Source organism: Streptomyces sp. NPDC041191, assembly GCF_055591945.1.
In genome coordinates this window covers 390624-406113 of the sequence record NZ_JBVIZC010000006.1, presented here as the reverse complement: position 1 = coordinate 406113, position 15490 = coordinate 390624, and the positions used below count along the sequence as shown (strand labels likewise).

Genomic DNA, 15490 nt, shown 5'->3' with positions numbered 1-15490 from the left:
ATCCGCCGTTACGCTGCGGGCATGACGAGCCCCGCCACCCCCGCGTACCGCAGGCTCAGCGTCGAGCAGCGGCGCGGTCAGCTCATCGAAGCGGCCCTGGGGCTCTTCGCCCACCGGACGCCGGAGGACGTCTCCCTGGACGACGTCGCCGGGGCGGCCGGCGTCTCGCGGCCGCTCGTCTACCGCTACTTCCCCGGCGGGAAGCAGCAGTTGTACGAGGCCGCCCTGCGCTCCTCCGCCGAAGCCCTGAACCGCTGCTTCGCCGAACCGCTCGCCGGGCCGCCGATGGAGCGGCTCGGCCGGGTGCTCGACCGGTACCTGTTCTTCGTGGAGGGGCACGACGCCGGGTTCAGCGCCCTGCTGCGCGGCGGCAGCGTGGTGGAGACCCCGCAGACCTCCGCGATCGTGGACGAGGTGCGGCGGGCCGCCGCCGAGCAGATCCTCCTCCATCTGGGGGTGGAGCGGCCGGGCCTCCGGCTCGACATGCTGGTCCGGACGTGGATCGCCGCCGTGGAGGCCGCCTCGCTCATCTGGCTCGGCGAGGGGAGGCGACCGCCGGCGGCGGAGCTGCGCGACTGGATGGTGGACCACCTGGTCGCCCTGCTCACCGTGACGGGGGCGGGCGACGAGGAGACGAGGAGGGTCGTCGGACGGCTCCTCGCCCAGGAGAGGCCCGGAGGACCGGTGGCGGCCCTGGCGCACCGGCTGATTCCGGTGGTGGGCGAGGCGGCCCACCTGCTGTGACCGGGGGCGCCGCACGCCCGGCCCCGCCCCGGAACAGGCCGGACCCGGGACGGGCCGCCCCGGGTCCGGCCGCCGCGCACCGGTCCGGCGGGGGAGACTGGAGGGGTGAGAAGCGAGAACACCCCCTTCCGCGGCGGGCCCCTGGACGGCCGGGTCCTGCCGATCCTGCTCGGCCCGACCGGTCACCCGCCGAAGTGGTACGAGGTCCCGGTCCCGGCGCACGACGGACACCCGCCGAGGGTGTACGCCTACCTGCGCGAGCCCGCCGGTCACACGAAGCGGCTCGGACTCCGGCGCGGCTGGGTCTACGTGTACGCCCCCGGAGGACGCGAGCGGCGCGAGCTGAAGTGGCCGTGGTCGAAGCCGGGCGGCGGGGCGGAAGGGACGGGGCCGACCGGGTGAGGACGCCGGACGCGCCCCGGTTCGTACGCTAATCGGATGGAATGAACCGTCATCATCCCCCTGGAGGTGGTGACGTGTCACGAAGGCTGCTGCGCACGGTCTGTACGGGAGCGCTCGCCGCGGTGACGGCGCTCGCGGGGACGGCCCCGGCGGCCGGGCGGCCGGTGGACCCGCCCGTGGAGCCTCCGATGGAGGCCCCGATCGCCTGGGCGGACCCGGCGCTCGAACCGGTGGGACCGGTGGACCCGGCCCCGGGACCCCCCCAGGACACCGGAGCACCGGTCACGACGGAGCCGGCGGACACCGCGGACGCCCCGGACACCGCGGTGGACGCCCCGGACGCCACCGACCCGGTCCCTCCGGCCCGCCCCGCCGGTTCCGCAGGTTCCGCAGGTTCCGCAGGTTCCGCAGGTTCCGCAGGTTCCGCAGGTTCCACCGAAGCGCTCCCCCCCGACGACGCCGCCGCGCTCCCGCCCTCCGGCGGCACCTCGGTCGCCACCCTTCTCACCCGGCTGCGCACGCTCTACCGGCAGGCGGAGGAGGCCACCGAGCGGTACAACGCCGCCGAGGAGGCGCTGAAGCGCCAGACCTCGGACACCCGCAAGGTCACGGCCCGGCTCGCCGCCGCGCGGGCCGACCTCGCCCGGGGCCGGGCCGAGGCCGGGCGGATCGCCCGGGAGCAGTACCGGGGGAGGACGGAGCTCTCCTCGTACCTGGAGGTGCTCTTCGCGCCGGACCCCGGGTCGGCCCTGGACCGGGGAAGGCTGGTGGCCCGCGCCGGACGGAGCCGGGCCGCCGTCGTCTCCCGGCTCGAAGGGGCCGCCAAGCAGGCCGACGCCCTCGCCGGAACCTCCCGCGAGGCCCTCGGCCGGCAACAGCGCCTCGCGGCCGAGCGGCGGACCCGGCGCGACGAGGTGCGGACGAGGCTGGCGGAGGTCGAGAAGCTGCTGGCCGGACTCTCGCGGGGACAGCTCACCCGGCTCACCGAACTGGAGCGCGCGCAGACCGCAGGCGCGCAGCGCGAACTGCTCGGCTCCGGGGTCCTGGACGGCCCCCGCACCCCGTCCCGGGCGGGCGCGGAGGCCCTGCGGTTCGCGGTGGAACAGCTCGGCAAGCCGTACGAGTGGGGGGCCGAGGGACCGGACGCGTACGACTGCTCGGGGCTGACGCAGCGGGCGTGGGCGGCGGCGGGCCGGGAGATCCCCCGGACCAGCCAGGAGCAGTGGGCGACGCTCCCCCGGGTGCCGCTGCCGGAGCTGCGGCCCGGGGACCTGGTGCTCTACTTCCCGGGCGCCACGCACGTGGCGCTCTACCTCGGCGGGGGCCTGGTGGTGCAGGCGCCGCGCCCCGGCGCGAAGGTGAAGGTCTCCCCCGTCGCGGCGAACCCGCTGCTCGGGGCCGTACGTCCGGACCCGGACGGCACTGCCCTGACCTCGTACGTCCCGCCCGAGCTGCCGGAGGGCGCGAAGGACGGCGGGGACGCGGGCTTCGACCGGGGGTGAACGCGCCCCCGGCGGTCAGCCGGCGAGGGTGACGAGACCGATCACCCAGATCGCCAGGTTCAGGAGGACCCCCACGGCGCAGCCGCCGCCCACGAGCACGCCCGCCAGCGTCCGTCCGCCGGTCTCCGGCTCGGAGTACTCGCCCTCCCGCTCCTCGTACGAGGCCGGCACGTCCCAGTCGACCGGGTGCCCCAGCTCCTCGGAGCGGGCGGTCCGCACCGCCGTGAGCTGCCCCTCGGCGAACGCGGTGGCGGCGAGCGCCTCGGGCCCGCGCCACGCCAGGGCCTTCATCCGCCACGCGGGAGATCCGTACCGCTCCTCGAACGCCGCCGTCTCGTCCTCGCGCCGGTCCTCTTCGAGGTACGCCCAGCGTCCCGCCTCCGCCGCGTCCCCGTACAGCCGGTACACCTCGGCGAGGCGGCGGCGGAGGGCGAGATCGTGCGGGAAGGACGAGACGAGTCCGCGCAGGCGCTGACGCGCCATCGGCACACGGCCGGCGGCCAGGTCCGCGTCCACGCGGGCCAGGGTGTTCGACAAGGACATGCCCCCATGATCGAACGGAACGGGCCGCCGCCACGACCGGTTTTCGGCGGTCGTGGCGGCGGCCCGGTCCGTTCCTCCGTCAGCTCCCGGCGACCGACGCCAGGTACGCGTCCGCCTTCTCCGGGTCGAAGAAGAAGTTCTCGAAGTCGGACGGGTCGTCGAAGCCGTTGGCGAAGCGGTCCGCGACCGGCTGGAGCTGTCCGGCCGCGCCGAGCAGGTTCAGGACGTGCTCCGGCGGCGGGGCCAGCATCGCGTTCGTCCACTTGGTGACGTGCCGCGCCGTCTGCCAGTAACGGTCGAAGGCGGAGCGCATCCACTCCTCGTCGAAGGGCTCATCGCCGCGCTCGACGATCGCGGCGAGGTACGCGGCCGCGCACTTGGAGGCCGAGTTGGAGCCCTGGCCGGTGACCGGGTCGTTGGCGACCACGACGTCCGCGACGCCGAGGACCAGGCCGCCGCCGGGGAGCCGGCCGACCGGGTTGCGGACGGTCGGCGCGTACCGGCCGGCGAGGGTGCCGCCCGCGTCGGTCAGTTCGACCTTCGTGGCGCGCGCGTACTCCCACGGCGTGAACCGCTCCATCAGCTCCAGGGTCAGCGCCAGGTGCTCGGAGGGGTCCTTGACGCCCTTGAAGACGTCGAGCGGGCCGCCCGGGACGCCCTCCCAGAAGAGGATGTCGGCCCGGCCGCCGGTCGTCAGGGTCGGCATGACGAACAGCTCGCCGACGCCCGGGACGACGTTGCAGCGGACCGCGTCGAAGTCGGGGTGCTCGGGGCGGGGCCCGAGGCCGTGGACGTACGCGACGGCGAGCGCCCGCTGCGGCTCGGCGTACGGGGAACGGGAGGCGTCCCGCCCGAACATGGAGACCAGCTCGCCCTTGCCGGCCGCGACGAGCACCAGGTCGTAGTTGCGGGAGAAGTAGTCGAGGTCCCCGACGGCCGCGCCGTGGATGACGAGCTGGCCGCCGCGCTGGGCGAAGGTCTCCATCCAGCCGGCCATCTTCACCCGCTGGTCGACGGACTGGGCGAACCCGCGGAGGCGGCCGACCCAGTCGATCGCGCGGGTGGAGTCGGGGGCGGCGACGGAGACGCCGAGGCCCTCGATCCGGGGGGCCTGGGTCTCCCAGAAGTTGAGCCCGAGGTCCCGCTCGTGCTGGAGGGCGGTGTCGAACATGCACTGGGTGGACATGACCCGGCCGGAGCGGACCTCGTCCGCCGTCCGGTTCGACATGAGGGTGACCTCGTATCCCCGCGACTGGAGGCCGAGGGCGAGCTGGAGGCCGGACTGTCCGGCCCCGACTATGAGTATCTTCCGCATGGGTGGTGCTCCTGGCGTGACGGGGGGTTACTCGGGGGTGGCTTCGAGCGCGTGCGCGACCATGGTGAGCAGGGTCTCGACGACGCTGTAGCGCTTGCGCGCGTCCATGATCACCACGGGGACGTGCGGGGGCACGGTCAGCGCCTCCCTGACGTCCTCCGCCTCGAACGGTTCGCTGCCCTCGAAGTGGTTGACCGCCACGACGTACGGGAGGCCGCAGCTCTCGAAGTAGTCGAGGGCCGGGAAGCAGTCGGTGAGCCGCCGGGTGTCGGCGAGCACGACCGCGCCGATCGCGCCGCGCACCAGGTCGTCCCACATGAACCAGAAGCGCTGCTGTCCCGGCGTGCCGAAGACGTAGAGCACCAGGTCGCTGTCGAGCGTGATCCGGCCGAAGTCCATCGCCACCGTGGTGGTGAGCTTGTCCGGTGTGGCGGTGAGGTCGTCGGTGTCCTCGCTCGCCCGGGTCATCAGGGCCTCGGTCTGGAGCGGGGTGATCTCCGAGACCGCGCGGACGAAGGTGGTCTTGCCCACGCCGAAGCCGCCCGCGACCACGATCTTGGTCGCGATCGGGGCCCGGGTGTGGTCGAGCTGCCAGTCCTGCGCGCCGTCCTCGGGGGCCGCGTCGGGGACGGGCGCCTCCGGGGCGGTCCGTCCGGTCGGGGCGGCCCGGGGCTGCGCGGGGACGCCGGTGACCGCCGGCGATTCGGAGACGGCGGAGGCGTCAGAGACGACGGAGTCCACTCAGCACCCTTTCGAGGAGCGCGCGGTCGGGCCGGCCGGTGTCGTGACCGGTCCCGTACACGCGGATCTTTCCCTGGTCGGCCAGGTCGCTGAGGAGGACCCGGACGACCCCCAGAGGCATCTTCAGGAGCGCCGAGATCTCCGCGACCGTCCGCATCCGGCGGCAGATCTCGACGATGGCCCGCATCTCCGGCATCAGACCGCGGGCGCCGGGCCCGCCGTCCGTCAGGACCTTGCGCGCGGCGGGCGCTTCGAGCGCCGCCACGAAGGTCTCGACCAGCAGGACGTGGCCGAAGCGGGTGCGGCCGCCGGTCAGCGAGTAGGGGCGCACGCGCGCGGGGCGGCGACCGTCTCCCCGTACCGGCAGCTTGAAGGAGGAGCGGGCCGCGGAAACCGAGGAAACGGACGTCACTGGGCGCTCTCCATCGACTTGCGCAATTCGCTGCGGACTTCGGGGGTGAGGACGTGACCGGCGCGGCCCACGAAGAGCGCCATGTGGTACGCCACGACGCTCATGTCGCAGTCGGGCTCGGCGTGCACGCCGAGCAGGGAGCCGTCGCTGATCGACATGACGAAGACGCTGCCCTCGTCCATCGCCACCATGGTCTGCTTGACGCCGCCGCCGTCCATCAGGCGGGCGGCGCCGATGGTGAGGCTGCCGATGCCGGAGACGATGGTGGCCAGGTCGGCGCTGGAGCCGCGCGGCCCCCCGGAGCGGCCGGCGCCTTCCGCGGCCGTGGCGTCCTGCCCGGTGGCCGGGTCCGACGAGAGCAGCATGAGGCCGTCCGAGGAGACGACGGCCACCGACCGGACCCCCGGCACCTCCTCGACCAGATTCCCCAGCAGCCATTGCAGGTTGCGGGCTTCCGTACTCAGTCCGAACGTTCCCGTCGCGGTCAACTGCGTGCCTCCTCGACTGTGTCCCCCGTCTTCTCCTCTGTACGTGCGGGTGGTGCGTTCTCCGTCCGTCCCGTGCCCACCTCCGCCTCGACGTCGCGGCGCCCGGCCTCCGCGCCCCGGTGGAAGCCGCCGAGCCTGCGGCGCAGGGCCTCGGCGTCCACGCCGCCCTTGCGGGGGGTGGTGGCGGGACCGGCCTGGCGCACCACCTGGGGGGTGCGCTTGGGCAGGCCCTTGTCGGTGACCCGCTCCCACTGCGCGGGGCGCGGGCCGGGGACGGCCTGGTCGGGGGCGGTCTGGTCGGGAACGGGCCGGTCGGAGACGTGCTGGTCCCGGGCCGGGCCGCCGGGGGCCGGTTCCGGGGCGTCGGTGGCCGGTCGGCCGGCGGTCGGGTCCGGGGCCGGGACCGGTCCGTCGGCGGCCGGGGCCGGGACCGGCGCGCCGTCGGCCGGCGGTCCGGTGGGCCGGGCCGCCGCCGGGGCTTCGGGGGCGGTGGCCCGCTCGGCCGCGCGCTCGTGGGCGTCCGGCTCCGGCGGCGGAGAGGGCAGCCGGACCTGGAGGGTGGTCTCGGAGAGGGACTCGCCGAGAGGGATGGAGTGGTTCCGGGGCGCGGCCTCCGGGGCGCGTGCCTCCTCCGGGACGTGCGCCTCCTCCGGAGCGGGCTGCGGGGTCCGCTCCCGCTCCGCCTCCGAGAGCGACCGCTCCGCCGCTTCCACGAGGGGGTCACGGGTGCGGGACGGCAGGGTGTTGGAGTTGGCCTCCGCGACCGAGCCGGGCAGCTGGAGCGCGGGAGCCGTGCCCCCGGCCCGTACGGGCTCCGGGACGGCCGCGGGCGGTGCGGTGGGCAGCAGGGACGGCGGCAGGACCACGACGGCCGTCGTGCCGCCCGGCTGCTGCTCGCGCAGTTCGACGCGGATGCCGTGGCGGGCGGCGAGCAGGGAGACGACCCGCATGCCGAGTCCTTCGCCCTCGAACGCCTCCGGGTCGGCCCCGGCCAGGCGCGCGTTCAGCTCGGCGGCGCGGGCGGGGGTCATGCCGATGCCCGTGTCCTGCACGGAGAGCATCACCTCGCCGCTCTCCAGGAGCCAGCCGGAGAGCTGGACCTCGGCGTCGGGCGGCGAGAAGGAGGTCGCGTTCTCCAGGAGTTCCGCGATCAGGTGGCTCAGGTCGTCCGCGGCGAAGCCGGCGACCTGGGTGTGCGGCGGCAGGGACTGGATGGTGACCCGCTCGTACCGCTCGATCTCGCTGACGGCGGCGCGCAGCACGTCGACCAGCGGGACGGGCCCGGCGTGGCCGTGGACGTGCTCGTGGCCGGCGAGGACGAGGAGGTTCTCGCTGTGGCGGCGCATGACGGTCGCCATGTGGTCGAGCTTGAAGAGGGTGCCGAGGCGGTCCGGGTCCTGCTCGCGCTCCTCCAGCTTCTCGATGACGCCGAGCTGCCGCTCGACCAGGCCGAGGTTGCGCAGGGAGAGGTTGACGAAGGTGTGGCCGACGGAGTCGCGGAGCCGTTCGAGGTCGGCGGTGAGGAGGGCGACCCGGCCCTGGAGTTCGGCGCGCTGGGCGGCGAGGTCGGCGGCCAGGGTCTCCTTGGCGGCGGCCAGGCCCGCCCGCTCGCCGTCGAGGCGGTCGGTGTGCGCGGCGAGGTCCGAGAGCCGGGCGTGCAGGGTGTTGAGGGAGCGGACGGTCTGGGCGAACTCGTCGTTGCGTCCGGTGAAGCGGACCGGTTCCTCGGTGTGCGGCGCGGGGGCGGCGGCGAGCCGGGCGGCGCCGATGCGCAGCGCGGCGAGCGGCCGGGTGAGGGAGCGGGCGACGTAGGTGGAGACGCCGACGGCGAAGAGGAGGCAGCCGCCGAGGAGGGCGAGGCGCAGCTCCAGGGCGGTGACGTCGTCGTCGCGGAGCGCGGCGAGGCGTTCGACCCGCTGGGCGGCGAGGGCGGACTCGACGCCGCGCATCTGCTCGACGCGGGCGGAGAGGGTGGCCTCCAGGGCGGCCGGGTCGGTCCTGCGCTCGGCGCTGGTCAGCCGGGGCTGGTCGGTGAGGGAGGCGAGCGACCGTTCGGCGTTCTTGACGTCGGGGCCGGTGACGGTGCCGGCGAGGGAGTCGCGGGCGGCGGAACCGGCGGCCTGGTCGAAGTCGCCGAGGGCGGCGAGTTCGCGGACGCGCGCCTGCTGGGCCGCGGCGGTGAGGCGGTCGCGGGCCCGGTCGGCCTCCGCCGCGCCCGCCGGTTCCTCGGGGACGTCGGTGCCGGTGGTGGGGTCGTAGCGGGTCTCGCCGGTGGGCGCGGGCTGCGGCACGGAGAGGGCGGCGACGAGCAGGCCGCGGGTGGCGGACGCCTGCTCGACGGCGCGGCCGAGGGCGGCGGGGGCGCGGGTGGCCCCGGTGAGCGTGGTGCCGGCGGCGCGGGCCGGGGTGCGGTCGGCCAGCTCGTCGGCGAGGGCCAGGAGCTTGTCGACGACGTCGGAGTACGCCTTGTGGGCCTCCAGGGCGGTGCCCTTGCCGGTGAGGGCGGCACGGCGCAGGGAGGGGACCCCGGCGAGGTCGCGGCGCAGCTCGGGGGAGGCGGTGGGGCGGATCTCGTCGATCTGCCGGTCGACCCGGGTGGAGCGCACGCTGGTGACCTGGCGCTTCTTCCTGGTCTCGCCGGTCTGGGCGTCACGGCCCGCGGCGATGTACGCGACGACCTCGTCACGCTCGTCGGCGAGCGAGTGGGCGAGGGTGACGGCCTGCCGGTCGAGTTCGGCGAGGGTGACCAGGCGCTGGGAGTCGGTCAGCTCGGCGGAGGCGGTGAGGATCGCGGGGGCGCCGGCGGCGAGGACGGCGACGCCCACGAGGGCGACCCCGGCGACGAGGCGGTTGCGGACGCGCTGGGAGCGGCCCGCGGGTCCTGCCGCGGCGGGCGGCGCGGGAGGGCCGGCGGCGGGCTCGGCGGAGCCTCCCGCAGGTGCCTCGGCGGCGCCGTTCGGGGACGGCGGTGTGCCGGGGATCCGGCCCTGCGCGCCGTTCTTGCTCCGAGGCCGCTTCATCTGCACCGGTGCTCGCATTCTTGACTCGTCCACCCACAAAGCAGAGGTGACGGCCGGTCACATGGAGCGCCCCCACCCCTGTTACGGCTTCCGACCATTCCAGCGCTTTCGGGAAGGGGGCGGGCATCGGCCGCTCCGCCACCCGAACGAGTGAACAACACTCCCGAGTTGGCGAACAACTCCTCCGGACGGTCCCCGGGGGCCTCCGGCGGCCCCCGGTTGGATCTTCCGGGCGGCCTTTGGCAGGATGCCCGCCCGCAGGTCCGCAGAACCTTCCGTTCCGCTCCGCACACCGCTCCCCCGCCTTTGGTACAGGCCATTTTCCGTCATTCGCAGGTTCTGTGAAGGAGCGCGCCGGGGCGGGCAGACTGGGCGCCATGCGCAGCGACGTCGCCTCCTTTCCCGGCGGTCCCGAACGCCCCAACGAGGACTGGGTGGCCACCGCCCTGCCCGCGTCGGGGGCCGGGGGGACGCTCGTCCTGCTCGACGGCGTCACGCCGCCCGCCGGCGATGACGGTTGTGTGCACACCGTGCCGTGGTTCACCGCCCGCCTCGGCGGGGCTTTGACCGAACTGTCCGCTTCCCGTCCCGACGTGCCCCTGTCCGAGATCCTCTCGCGGGCAATCCGGCGCACCGCGGAGGCCCACGGGGGCGCCTGTGACCTTTCTCACGCAAGGACGCCTCAGGCAACCGTCGTGCTGGTCCGCTGGGACGGGGCGGTGGTCGAGCACCTCGTCCTCTCCGATTCGGTGCTCCTCCTGGAGCGGCCGGACGGGACGGTGCGGGCGGTGCTCGACGACCGGCTCGACCGGGTGCCGGCCGAGGTGCTGCGCTCCGTGACGGCGACGGACCGGCTGCGGAACCGGGAGGGCGGTTTCTTCACGGCGGCGGCCGATCCGGCGGTCGCGGACCGCGCGGTGACCGGGACGACCCCGCGCGCGAAAGTGCGGGCCCTGGCGGCCCTCACGGACGGGGCGAGCCGCTGGGTGGACCTGTTCGGCGAGGGCGACTGGACGGACTGCTTCGGGGTCCTGCGGACGGAGGGCCCGCTCGGCCTGCTCCGCCGGGTGCGGGAGCGGGAGGCCGAGGAGGCACGGGCGGGCGGCGTGCGGCGCCGGAAGACGCACGACGACGCGACGGCGGCGTACGTGGAACTCGCGGCGTACGGGGGGACCTTGGCGTGAGGGGGACCTGCGGCGTACGGGGGGCCTTGGCGTGAGGGGGACCCGCGGCCTACGGGAGACCTTGGCGTGAAGGGGGACCCGCGGCGTACGGGGAGCCCCCGGCGCGCGGGCGGGCGGCGGCGGTCCGGGCCCTCCGGCCCGGGGCCGGCGGCGGGCCGGCGCCGGGGAGGAACCGGGGAGGAACCGGTCCGCGCGGTCCCGCCCTCAGCCCTCCGCGCGCACGTTGAAGTGGTTCAGGAGCCGGGCCAGTTCGGCGACCTCGGCGCGGTCCCAGTCCGCGAGCTTGCGGACGTAGCGTTCGCGCCGGGCGTCGCGGACGCGGCGGAAGCGGTTGCGGCCCTCCTCGGTGAGGCGGACGAGCGAGGCGCGGCCGTCGGCGGGGTCGGGGTCGCGGGCGACGAGTCCGAGGTCTTCGAGGGCGCGCAGCTGGCGGCTCATGGTCGCCTTGCCGACGCCGAAGTACCCGGCGAGTTCGGTGGCCCGCTGGGGTCCGGCGTCGTCGAGGCGGACGAAGAGGCCGTAGGCGGCGGGTTCCAGTTCGGGGTGGACCTCACGGGCCATCTCGCCCGACTGGGCACGGGCGCGGCGCAGGAAGACCGCGAGTTCGCGTTCGAGGGCCAGGAACTCCCGGTCCACGGCCGCCGGGCCGGGCCCGCCTTCACTTCCCGTTCCGCTTTCGCGCACGTCAGCACCTTCCGCGTGTCATCTGGGGCGCGCCGTCGCCGCACCGGCCGCTTTCCGGCCGCTGAAAGTTTCTTCCGGGCGCGGCCGTTTCCGCAGCTCTTTCAGTATTTCGCAGGCGTAGACCAACGGCGGTGACCGGCTCCCCTTCCACGAGCGGTTCTACGTGCGTAGCGTCGTTCCCGGCACCCCCCATGACATGTCCACACCAGGACTTGTCCTCCCCTGCCGTCTCCTCACGAGCCTTTCGGAGGCACGCGATGCGTGTGCACAGATCCGGAACGACCCTCATCGGCGCCGCCCTCGCGGCACTCGCCCTCCTCGCCCCCCTCGCGGGCTCCGCCGGAGCCGCCCCCGACCCGGACGCCCGGCGGGTCCCCGCCCGCGGCACCGCGAGCATGGGCATGGGCGTCCTCGCACACGACGGGCGCGACGGCGCGCCCGCCGGCACGTCCGTCCAGGCCGTCCAGACGGAGGGCGTGGACGTCTCCGGCCACCAGGGGAACGTCGCCTGGTCCACGCTGTGGAACAGCGGCGTCCGGTGGGCCTACGTCAAGGCGACGGAGGGCACCTACTACAAGAACACCTACTTCACACAGCAGTACAACGGCTCGTACAACATCGGCATGATCCGGGGCTCGTACCACTTCGCCACCCCGGACACGACGACCGGCGCGGCCCAGGCCGACTACTTCGTCAACAACGGCGGCGGCTGGTCGAAGGACGGCAAGACCCTGCCGGGCGTGCTCGACATCGAGTGGAACCCGTACGGCGCGGCCTGCTACGGCAAGACCCAGGCCGGGATGGTGGCCTGGATCCGCGACTTCCTGGGCCGGTACAAGGCCCGCACCGGACGGGACGCCGTCATCTACACGGCGACGAGCTGGTGGACCCAGTGCACCGGCAACTACTCCGGCTTCGCCGCGGCCAACCCGCTGTGGATCGCGCGGTACGCGTCGACGGTGGGCGAACTCCCGGCGGGGTGGCTGTACTACACGATGTGGCAGTACACCTCGTCCGGCCCGACGGTCGGCGACCACAACCACTTCAACGGGGACCTCTCGCGCGTGCAGGCGCTCGCGAACGGCTGAGCCCCTCCCGTACGGCGGGCCGTGCGCCCGCGCGGCGTTCCCCGGGCCCGGAACCGCGTCCTTCCGGCCCGGGAACGCGGCCGGGCACGCCTCAGGAGGCGGACGGGCCGGGCGGGAAGAGGGCGGTGAGCCGGGGCAGGGCCCGTCCCTCCGGCCGGAACGCCCCGCGCTCCTCGTCCTCCTCCGCCTCCCCCTCCTCCTCGTCGACGATCCCGGCCGCCTCCTCGACGGCGTCGAGGAACGCCTCCCCGTCGTCGTCCGCCCGGCCGGTCAGCTCGTCGTATGCGTCCTGGGCGACGTAGTCGAGCTCCTCCCACTCGGGCCACTCGTCGTCGCCCCACTCCTGGTGGTGCCGTCCCACGAGGGCCCGCACGCCGGGCACGTCGGCCAGCGCGTCCGGGTCGGCGAGCACCGACTCGTACACCTTCCGGCCCTGGCCCACCAGCCAGAGCGTGAAGTAGTGGAAGCCGTCGTCGGTGCAGAGGCCGCCCTCGATCCTGTCCGCCGCGGCCCGCACCGCACGCGTGCCGGCGGCGTCGCACGCCCTCTCCAGGCGCACCTGGAACGCCACGGCCCCGGCGGCCGGGCGCCGCGTCAGCTCCCCCTCCAGCCAGTCCAGCCGCTCGTCCCGGTGACCGGGGCGGCGGCTCAGCTCGTCGATGAGGGCCCAGAAGGCGTCTTCGTTCATGGGTACGAGCATGACAGCACGGACGGACACCGGGAACCGGTGTCCGGAACGGCCCCGGGCACGCCGGAGCGGGGTGCCCCCGGAGGGAACACCCCGCTCACCGCGAGGAAGGACGCGCGGCGGGAAGGCCGCGGCCGGGATCAGGCGGCCACGCCCACCGGCACCTCCGCCGGGGCGAGGGCGATCTCCAGGACCTGCCGGACGTCCGTCACCGGGTGGACCTCCAGCTTCTCCAGGACCTCGGCCGGGACGTCGTCCAGGTCGGCCTCGTTCCGCTTGGGGATCACGACCGTCGTGATGCCCGCCCGGTGCGCGGCGAGCAGCTTCTGCTTCACGCCGCCGATCGGGAGGACCCGGCCGGTGAGGGAGACCTCGCCGGTCATGGCCACGTCCGTGCGGACGAGCCGGCCGCTCAGCAGGGAGGCGAGGGCGGTCGTCATGGTGATGCCCGCGCTCGGGCCGTCCTTGGGGACCGCGCCCGCCGGGAAGTGGATGTGCACGCCCCGGTCCTTGAGACCGGTGACGGGCAGCTCCAGCTCCGCGCCGTGCGAGCGGAGGAAGGAGAGCGCGATCTGCGCCGACTCCTTCATCACGTCGCCCAGCTGTCCGGTGAGGGTGAGGCCGGCGGCGCCGGTCTCCGGGTCGGCCAGGGACGCCTCCACGAAGAGGACGTCGCCGCCCGCGCCGGTCACCGCGAGCCCGGTGGCGACGCCCGGCACGGACGTCCGGCGCTCCGCCGGGTCCTGTGCCGACTCCGGGACGTGGTGCGGACGCCCGATCAGCTCCCGCAGGTCCTCCGGACGGATCGTGAACGGCAGTGCGCGGTTGCCCAGTTCGTGCTGGGCCGCGACCTTCCGCAGCAGCCGGGAGATGGACCGCTCCAGGGTGCGGACGCCCGCCTCACGGGTGTACTCGCCGGCCAGCTTCCGCAGGGACGCCTCTTCGAGGACGACCTCGCCGGGCTCCAGACCGGCCCGCTCCAGCTGCCGGGGCAGCAGGTGGTCGCGGGCGATGACGATCTTCTCGTCCTCGGTGTAGCCGTCGAGCCTCACCAGCTCCATCCGGTCGAGCAGGGCCTCCGGAATGGACTCCAGGACGTTCGCGGTGGCCAGGAAGACCACGTCGGAGAGGTCGAGCTCGACCTCCAGGTAGTGGTCGCGGAAGGTGTGGTTCTGCGCCGGGTCGAGGACTTCGAGGAGGGCCGCCGCGGGATCGCCGCGGAAGTCGGAGCCCACCTTGTCGATCTCGTCCAGGAGGACCACCGGGTTCATGGACCCGGCCTCCTTGACGGCGCGGACGATCCGGCCGGGCAGGGCGCCGACGTAGGTGCGGCGGTGGCCGCGGATCTCCGCCTCGTCCCGCACGCCGCCGAGGGCGACGCGGACGAACTCGCGGCCCATCGCGTGCGCGACCGACTCGCCGAGGGAGGTCTTGCCGACGCCGGGCGGACCGACGAGGGCCAGGACGGCCCCGCCGCGGCGCCCGCCGACCACACCGAGCCCGCGCTCGGCGCGCCGCTTGCGCACCGCCAGGTACTCGGTGATCCGCTCCTTCACGTCGTCCAGGCCCGCGTGCTCGGCGTCCAGGACCTCGCGGGCGCCCCTGATGTCGTACCGGTCCTCGGTGCGCTCGTTCCAGGGCAGTTCGAGGACGGTGTCGAGCCAGGTGCGGATCCACGAGCCCTCGGGGGACTGGTCGCTGGCCCGCTCCAGCTTCTCGACCTCCTTGAGGGCGGCCTCCCGCACCTTCCCGGGCAGGTCGGCGGCCTCCACGCGGGCGCGGTAGTCGTCGGACTCGTCGCCCTCCGACTCGCCGTTGAGTTCGCGCAGCTCCTTGCGGACGGCTTCGAGCTGGCGGCGGAGCAGGAACTCGCGCTGCTGCTTGTCGACGCCCTCCTGGACGTCCTTGGCGATGGTCTCGGCGACGTCCTGCTCGGCGAGGTGCTCGCGGAGCTGGGCGGTGGCGAGGCGGAGACGGGCGACCGGGTCGGCGGTCTCCAGGAGCTCGACCCGCTGCGCGACGGTGAGGAAGGGCGAGTACCCGGAGTTGTCGGCGAGGGCGCCGACGCCCTCGATCTGCTGGACCCGGTCCACGACCTGCCAGGCACCGCGCTTCTTGAGCCAGCTGGTGGCCAGCGCCTTGTACTCCTTGACCAGCTCGGTCACGGCGCCGGGCAGCGGGTCGGGCAGGGTCTCCTCGACGACGGTCCCCTCGACCCACAGGGCGGCGCCGGGCCCGGTCGTACCGGCACCGATGCGGACGCGGCCGCGGCCGCGCACGAGCGCGCCGGGGTCGCCGTCCGACAGGCGTCCGACCTGCTCGACGGTGCCGAGCACGCCGGTCCCGGCGTAGGTGCCGTCGACGCGGGGCACGAGGAGCACCCGCGGCTTCCCCTCCCCGGGACGCGCGGCGGCCTGGGCGGCCTCGACGGCGGCCCGGACCTCGCTGTCGGACAGATCCAGCGGCACCACCATTCCGGGCAGCACGACCTCGTCGTCGAGCGGCAGCACGGGCAGGGTGAGCGGCACGGACGCCATGGACTCAGAAGCCATGATCTCCCTTTCGGCAGTGAAGTTGAGCTGTACTGACTCAATGCTCGTGAGTCCAGAGATGTTCCCGGCGCTTCGTTCGCTCCGAGCGAACAGAGGTGCGCATCACCCCTCCCGCTCGGCGTAATAC

At 74.6% G+C, this 15490-nt stretch carries 14 protein-coding genes; 5 read left to right on the top strand and 9 right to left on the bottom strand.

What is annotated here, in order from left to right; genetic code table 11:
• Positions 1-21 precede the first annotated feature (21 nt).
• From ACZ6AQ_RS15200 to ACZ6AQ_RS15190, 3 genes are all read left to right on the top strand, one after another.
• Positions 22-744 (top strand): TetR/AcrR family transcriptional regulator, encoded by a 723-nt coding sequence (locus ACZ6AQ_RS15200; RefSeq protein ID WP_468760221.1) that lies wholly within the window; start codon positions 22-24, stop codon positions 742-744.
• A gap of 105 nt (positions 745-849) precedes the next feature.
• Positions 850-1146, top strand: coding sequence for a hypothetical protein (locus tag ACZ6AQ_RS15195; RefSeq protein ID WP_468760220.1), 297 nt, complete (start codon positions 850-852; stop codon positions 1144-1146).
• 74 nt (positions 1147-1220) lie between these two features.
• Positions 1221-2648 carry a C40 family peptidase gene (locus ACZ6AQ_RS15190; protein WP_468760219.1) on the top strand — a complete coding sequence of 476 codons (1428 nt, stop codon included), beginning with the start codon at positions 1221-1223 and terminating at the stop codon, positions 2646-2648.
• A 15-nt stretch (positions 2649-2663) separates the two neighbouring features.
• Here the strand turns inward: ACZ6AQ_RS15190 and ACZ6AQ_RS15185 are convergent, their stop codons facing one another.
• From ACZ6AQ_RS15185 to ACZ6AQ_RS15160, 6 genes are all read right to left on the bottom strand, one after another.
• Entirely contained in the window at positions 2664-3191 is a 528-nt protein-coding gene (locus ACZ6AQ_RS15185) for a DUF6584 family protein (protein ID WP_468760218.1), read from the bottom strand.
• Between the two features lie 79 nt (positions 3192-3270).
• Positions 3271-4506 carry a styrene monooxygenase/indole monooxygenase family protein gene (locus ACZ6AQ_RS15180; protein WP_468760217.1) on the bottom strand — a complete coding sequence of 412 codons (1236 nt, stop codon included), beginning with the start codon at positions 4504-4506 and terminating at the stop codon, positions 3271-3273.
• A 27-nt stretch (positions 4507-4533) separates the two neighbouring features.
• Entirely contained in the window at positions 4534-5247 is a 714-nt protein-coding gene (locus ACZ6AQ_RS15175) for a GTP-binding protein (protein WP_468760216.1), read from the bottom strand.
• Positions 5228-5659, bottom strand: a complete 432-nt coding sequence (locus ACZ6AQ_RS15170) for a DUF742 domain-containing protein (protein WP_388698113.1) — start codon at positions 5657-5659, stop codon at positions 5228-5230. Before ACZ6AQ_RS15170 ends, ACZ6AQ_RS15175 begins: the two co-directional genes overlap by 20 nt.
• Entirely contained in the window at positions 5656-6147 is a 492-nt protein-coding gene (locus tag ACZ6AQ_RS15165) for a roadblock/LC7 domain-containing protein (protein ID WP_468760215.1), read from the bottom strand. Before ACZ6AQ_RS15165 ends, ACZ6AQ_RS15170 begins: the two co-directional genes overlap by 4 nt.
• Positions 6144-9185, bottom strand: a complete 3042-nt coding sequence (locus ACZ6AQ_RS15160) for a sensor histidine kinase (RefSeq protein ID WP_468760214.1) — start codon at positions 9183-9185, stop codon at positions 6144-6146. Before ACZ6AQ_RS15160 ends, ACZ6AQ_RS15165 begins: the two co-directional genes overlap by 4 nt.
• Positions 9186-9544: 359 nt before the next feature.
• On the opposite strand from ACZ6AQ_RS15160, the gene ACZ6AQ_RS15155 reads away from it, so the two are divergent.
• Positions 9545-10351, top strand: coding sequence for a protein phosphatase 2C domain-containing protein (locus ACZ6AQ_RS15155; RefSeq protein WP_468760213.1), 807 nt, complete (start codon positions 9545-9547; stop codon positions 10349-10351).
• 204 nt (positions 10352-10555) lie between these two features.
• Here the strand turns inward: ACZ6AQ_RS15155 and ACZ6AQ_RS15150 are convergent, their stop codons facing one another.
• Positions 10556-11035 (bottom strand): MarR family winged helix-turn-helix transcriptional regulator, encoded by a 480-nt coding sequence (locus ACZ6AQ_RS15150; protein ID WP_468760212.1) that lies wholly within the window; start codon positions 11033-11035, stop codon positions 10556-10558.
• 257 nt (positions 11036-11292) lie between these two features.
• On the opposite strand from ACZ6AQ_RS15150, the gene ACZ6AQ_RS15145 reads away from it, so the two are divergent.
• Complete coding sequence (locus tag ACZ6AQ_RS15145; protein WP_468760211.1) at positions 11293-12123, top strand: lysozyme; 831 nt, start codon at positions 11293-11295, stop codon at positions 12121-12123.
• A gap of 91 nt (positions 12124-12214) precedes the next feature.
• On the opposite strand, the gene ACZ6AQ_RS15140 is transcribed toward ACZ6AQ_RS15145, so the two are convergent.
• Positions 12215-12811: a DUF4240 domain-containing protein gene (locus tag ACZ6AQ_RS15140; RefSeq protein ID WP_468760210.1), complete on the bottom strand. Its 597-nt coding sequence runs from the start codon at positions 12809-12811 to the stop codon at positions 12215-12217.
• A gap of 140 nt (positions 12812-12951) precedes the next feature.
• On the bottom strand, positions 12952-15363 hold the full coding sequence (gene lon / locus ACZ6AQ_RS15135) for an endopeptidase La (protein ID WP_468760209.1): 2412 nt from the start codon (positions 15361-15363) through the stop codon (positions 12952-12954).
• Between the last annotated feature and the right edge of the window lie 127 nt (positions 15364-15490).

Coding starts and splice junctions, on each gene's coding strand:
- ACZ6AQ_RS15200 (WP_468760221.1), top strand. CDS start 22: ATGACGAGCCCCGCCACCCCCGCGTACCGCAGGCTCAGCGTCGAGCAG.
- ACZ6AQ_RS15185 (WP_468760218.1), bottom strand. CDS start 3,191: ATGTCCTTGTCGAACACCCTGGCCCGCGTGGACGCGGACCTGGCCGCC.
- ACZ6AQ_RS15180 (WP_468760217.1), bottom strand. CDS start 4,506: ATGCGGAAGATACTCATAGTCGGGGCCGGACAGTCCGGCCTCCAGCTC.
- ACZ6AQ_RS15160 (WP_468760214.1), bottom strand. CDS start 9,185: ATGCGAGCACCGGTGCAGATGAAGCGGCCTCGGAGCAAGAACGGCGCG.
- ACZ6AQ_RS15155 (WP_468760213.1), top strand. CDS start 9,545: ATGCGCAGCGACGTCGCCTCCTTTCCCGGCGGTCCCGAACGCCCCAAC.
- ACZ6AQ_RS15145 (WP_468760211.1), top strand. CDS start 11,293: ATGCGTGTGCACAGATCCGGAACGACCCTCATCGGCGCCGCCCTCGCG.
- ACZ6AQ_RS15140 (WP_468760210.1), bottom strand. CDS start 12,811: ATGAACGAAGACGCCTTCTGGGCCCTCATCGACGAGCTGAGCCGCCGC.
- lon (WP_468760209.1), bottom strand. CDS start 15,363: ATGGCTTCTGAGTCCATGGCGTCCGTGCCGCTCACCCTGCCCGTGCTG.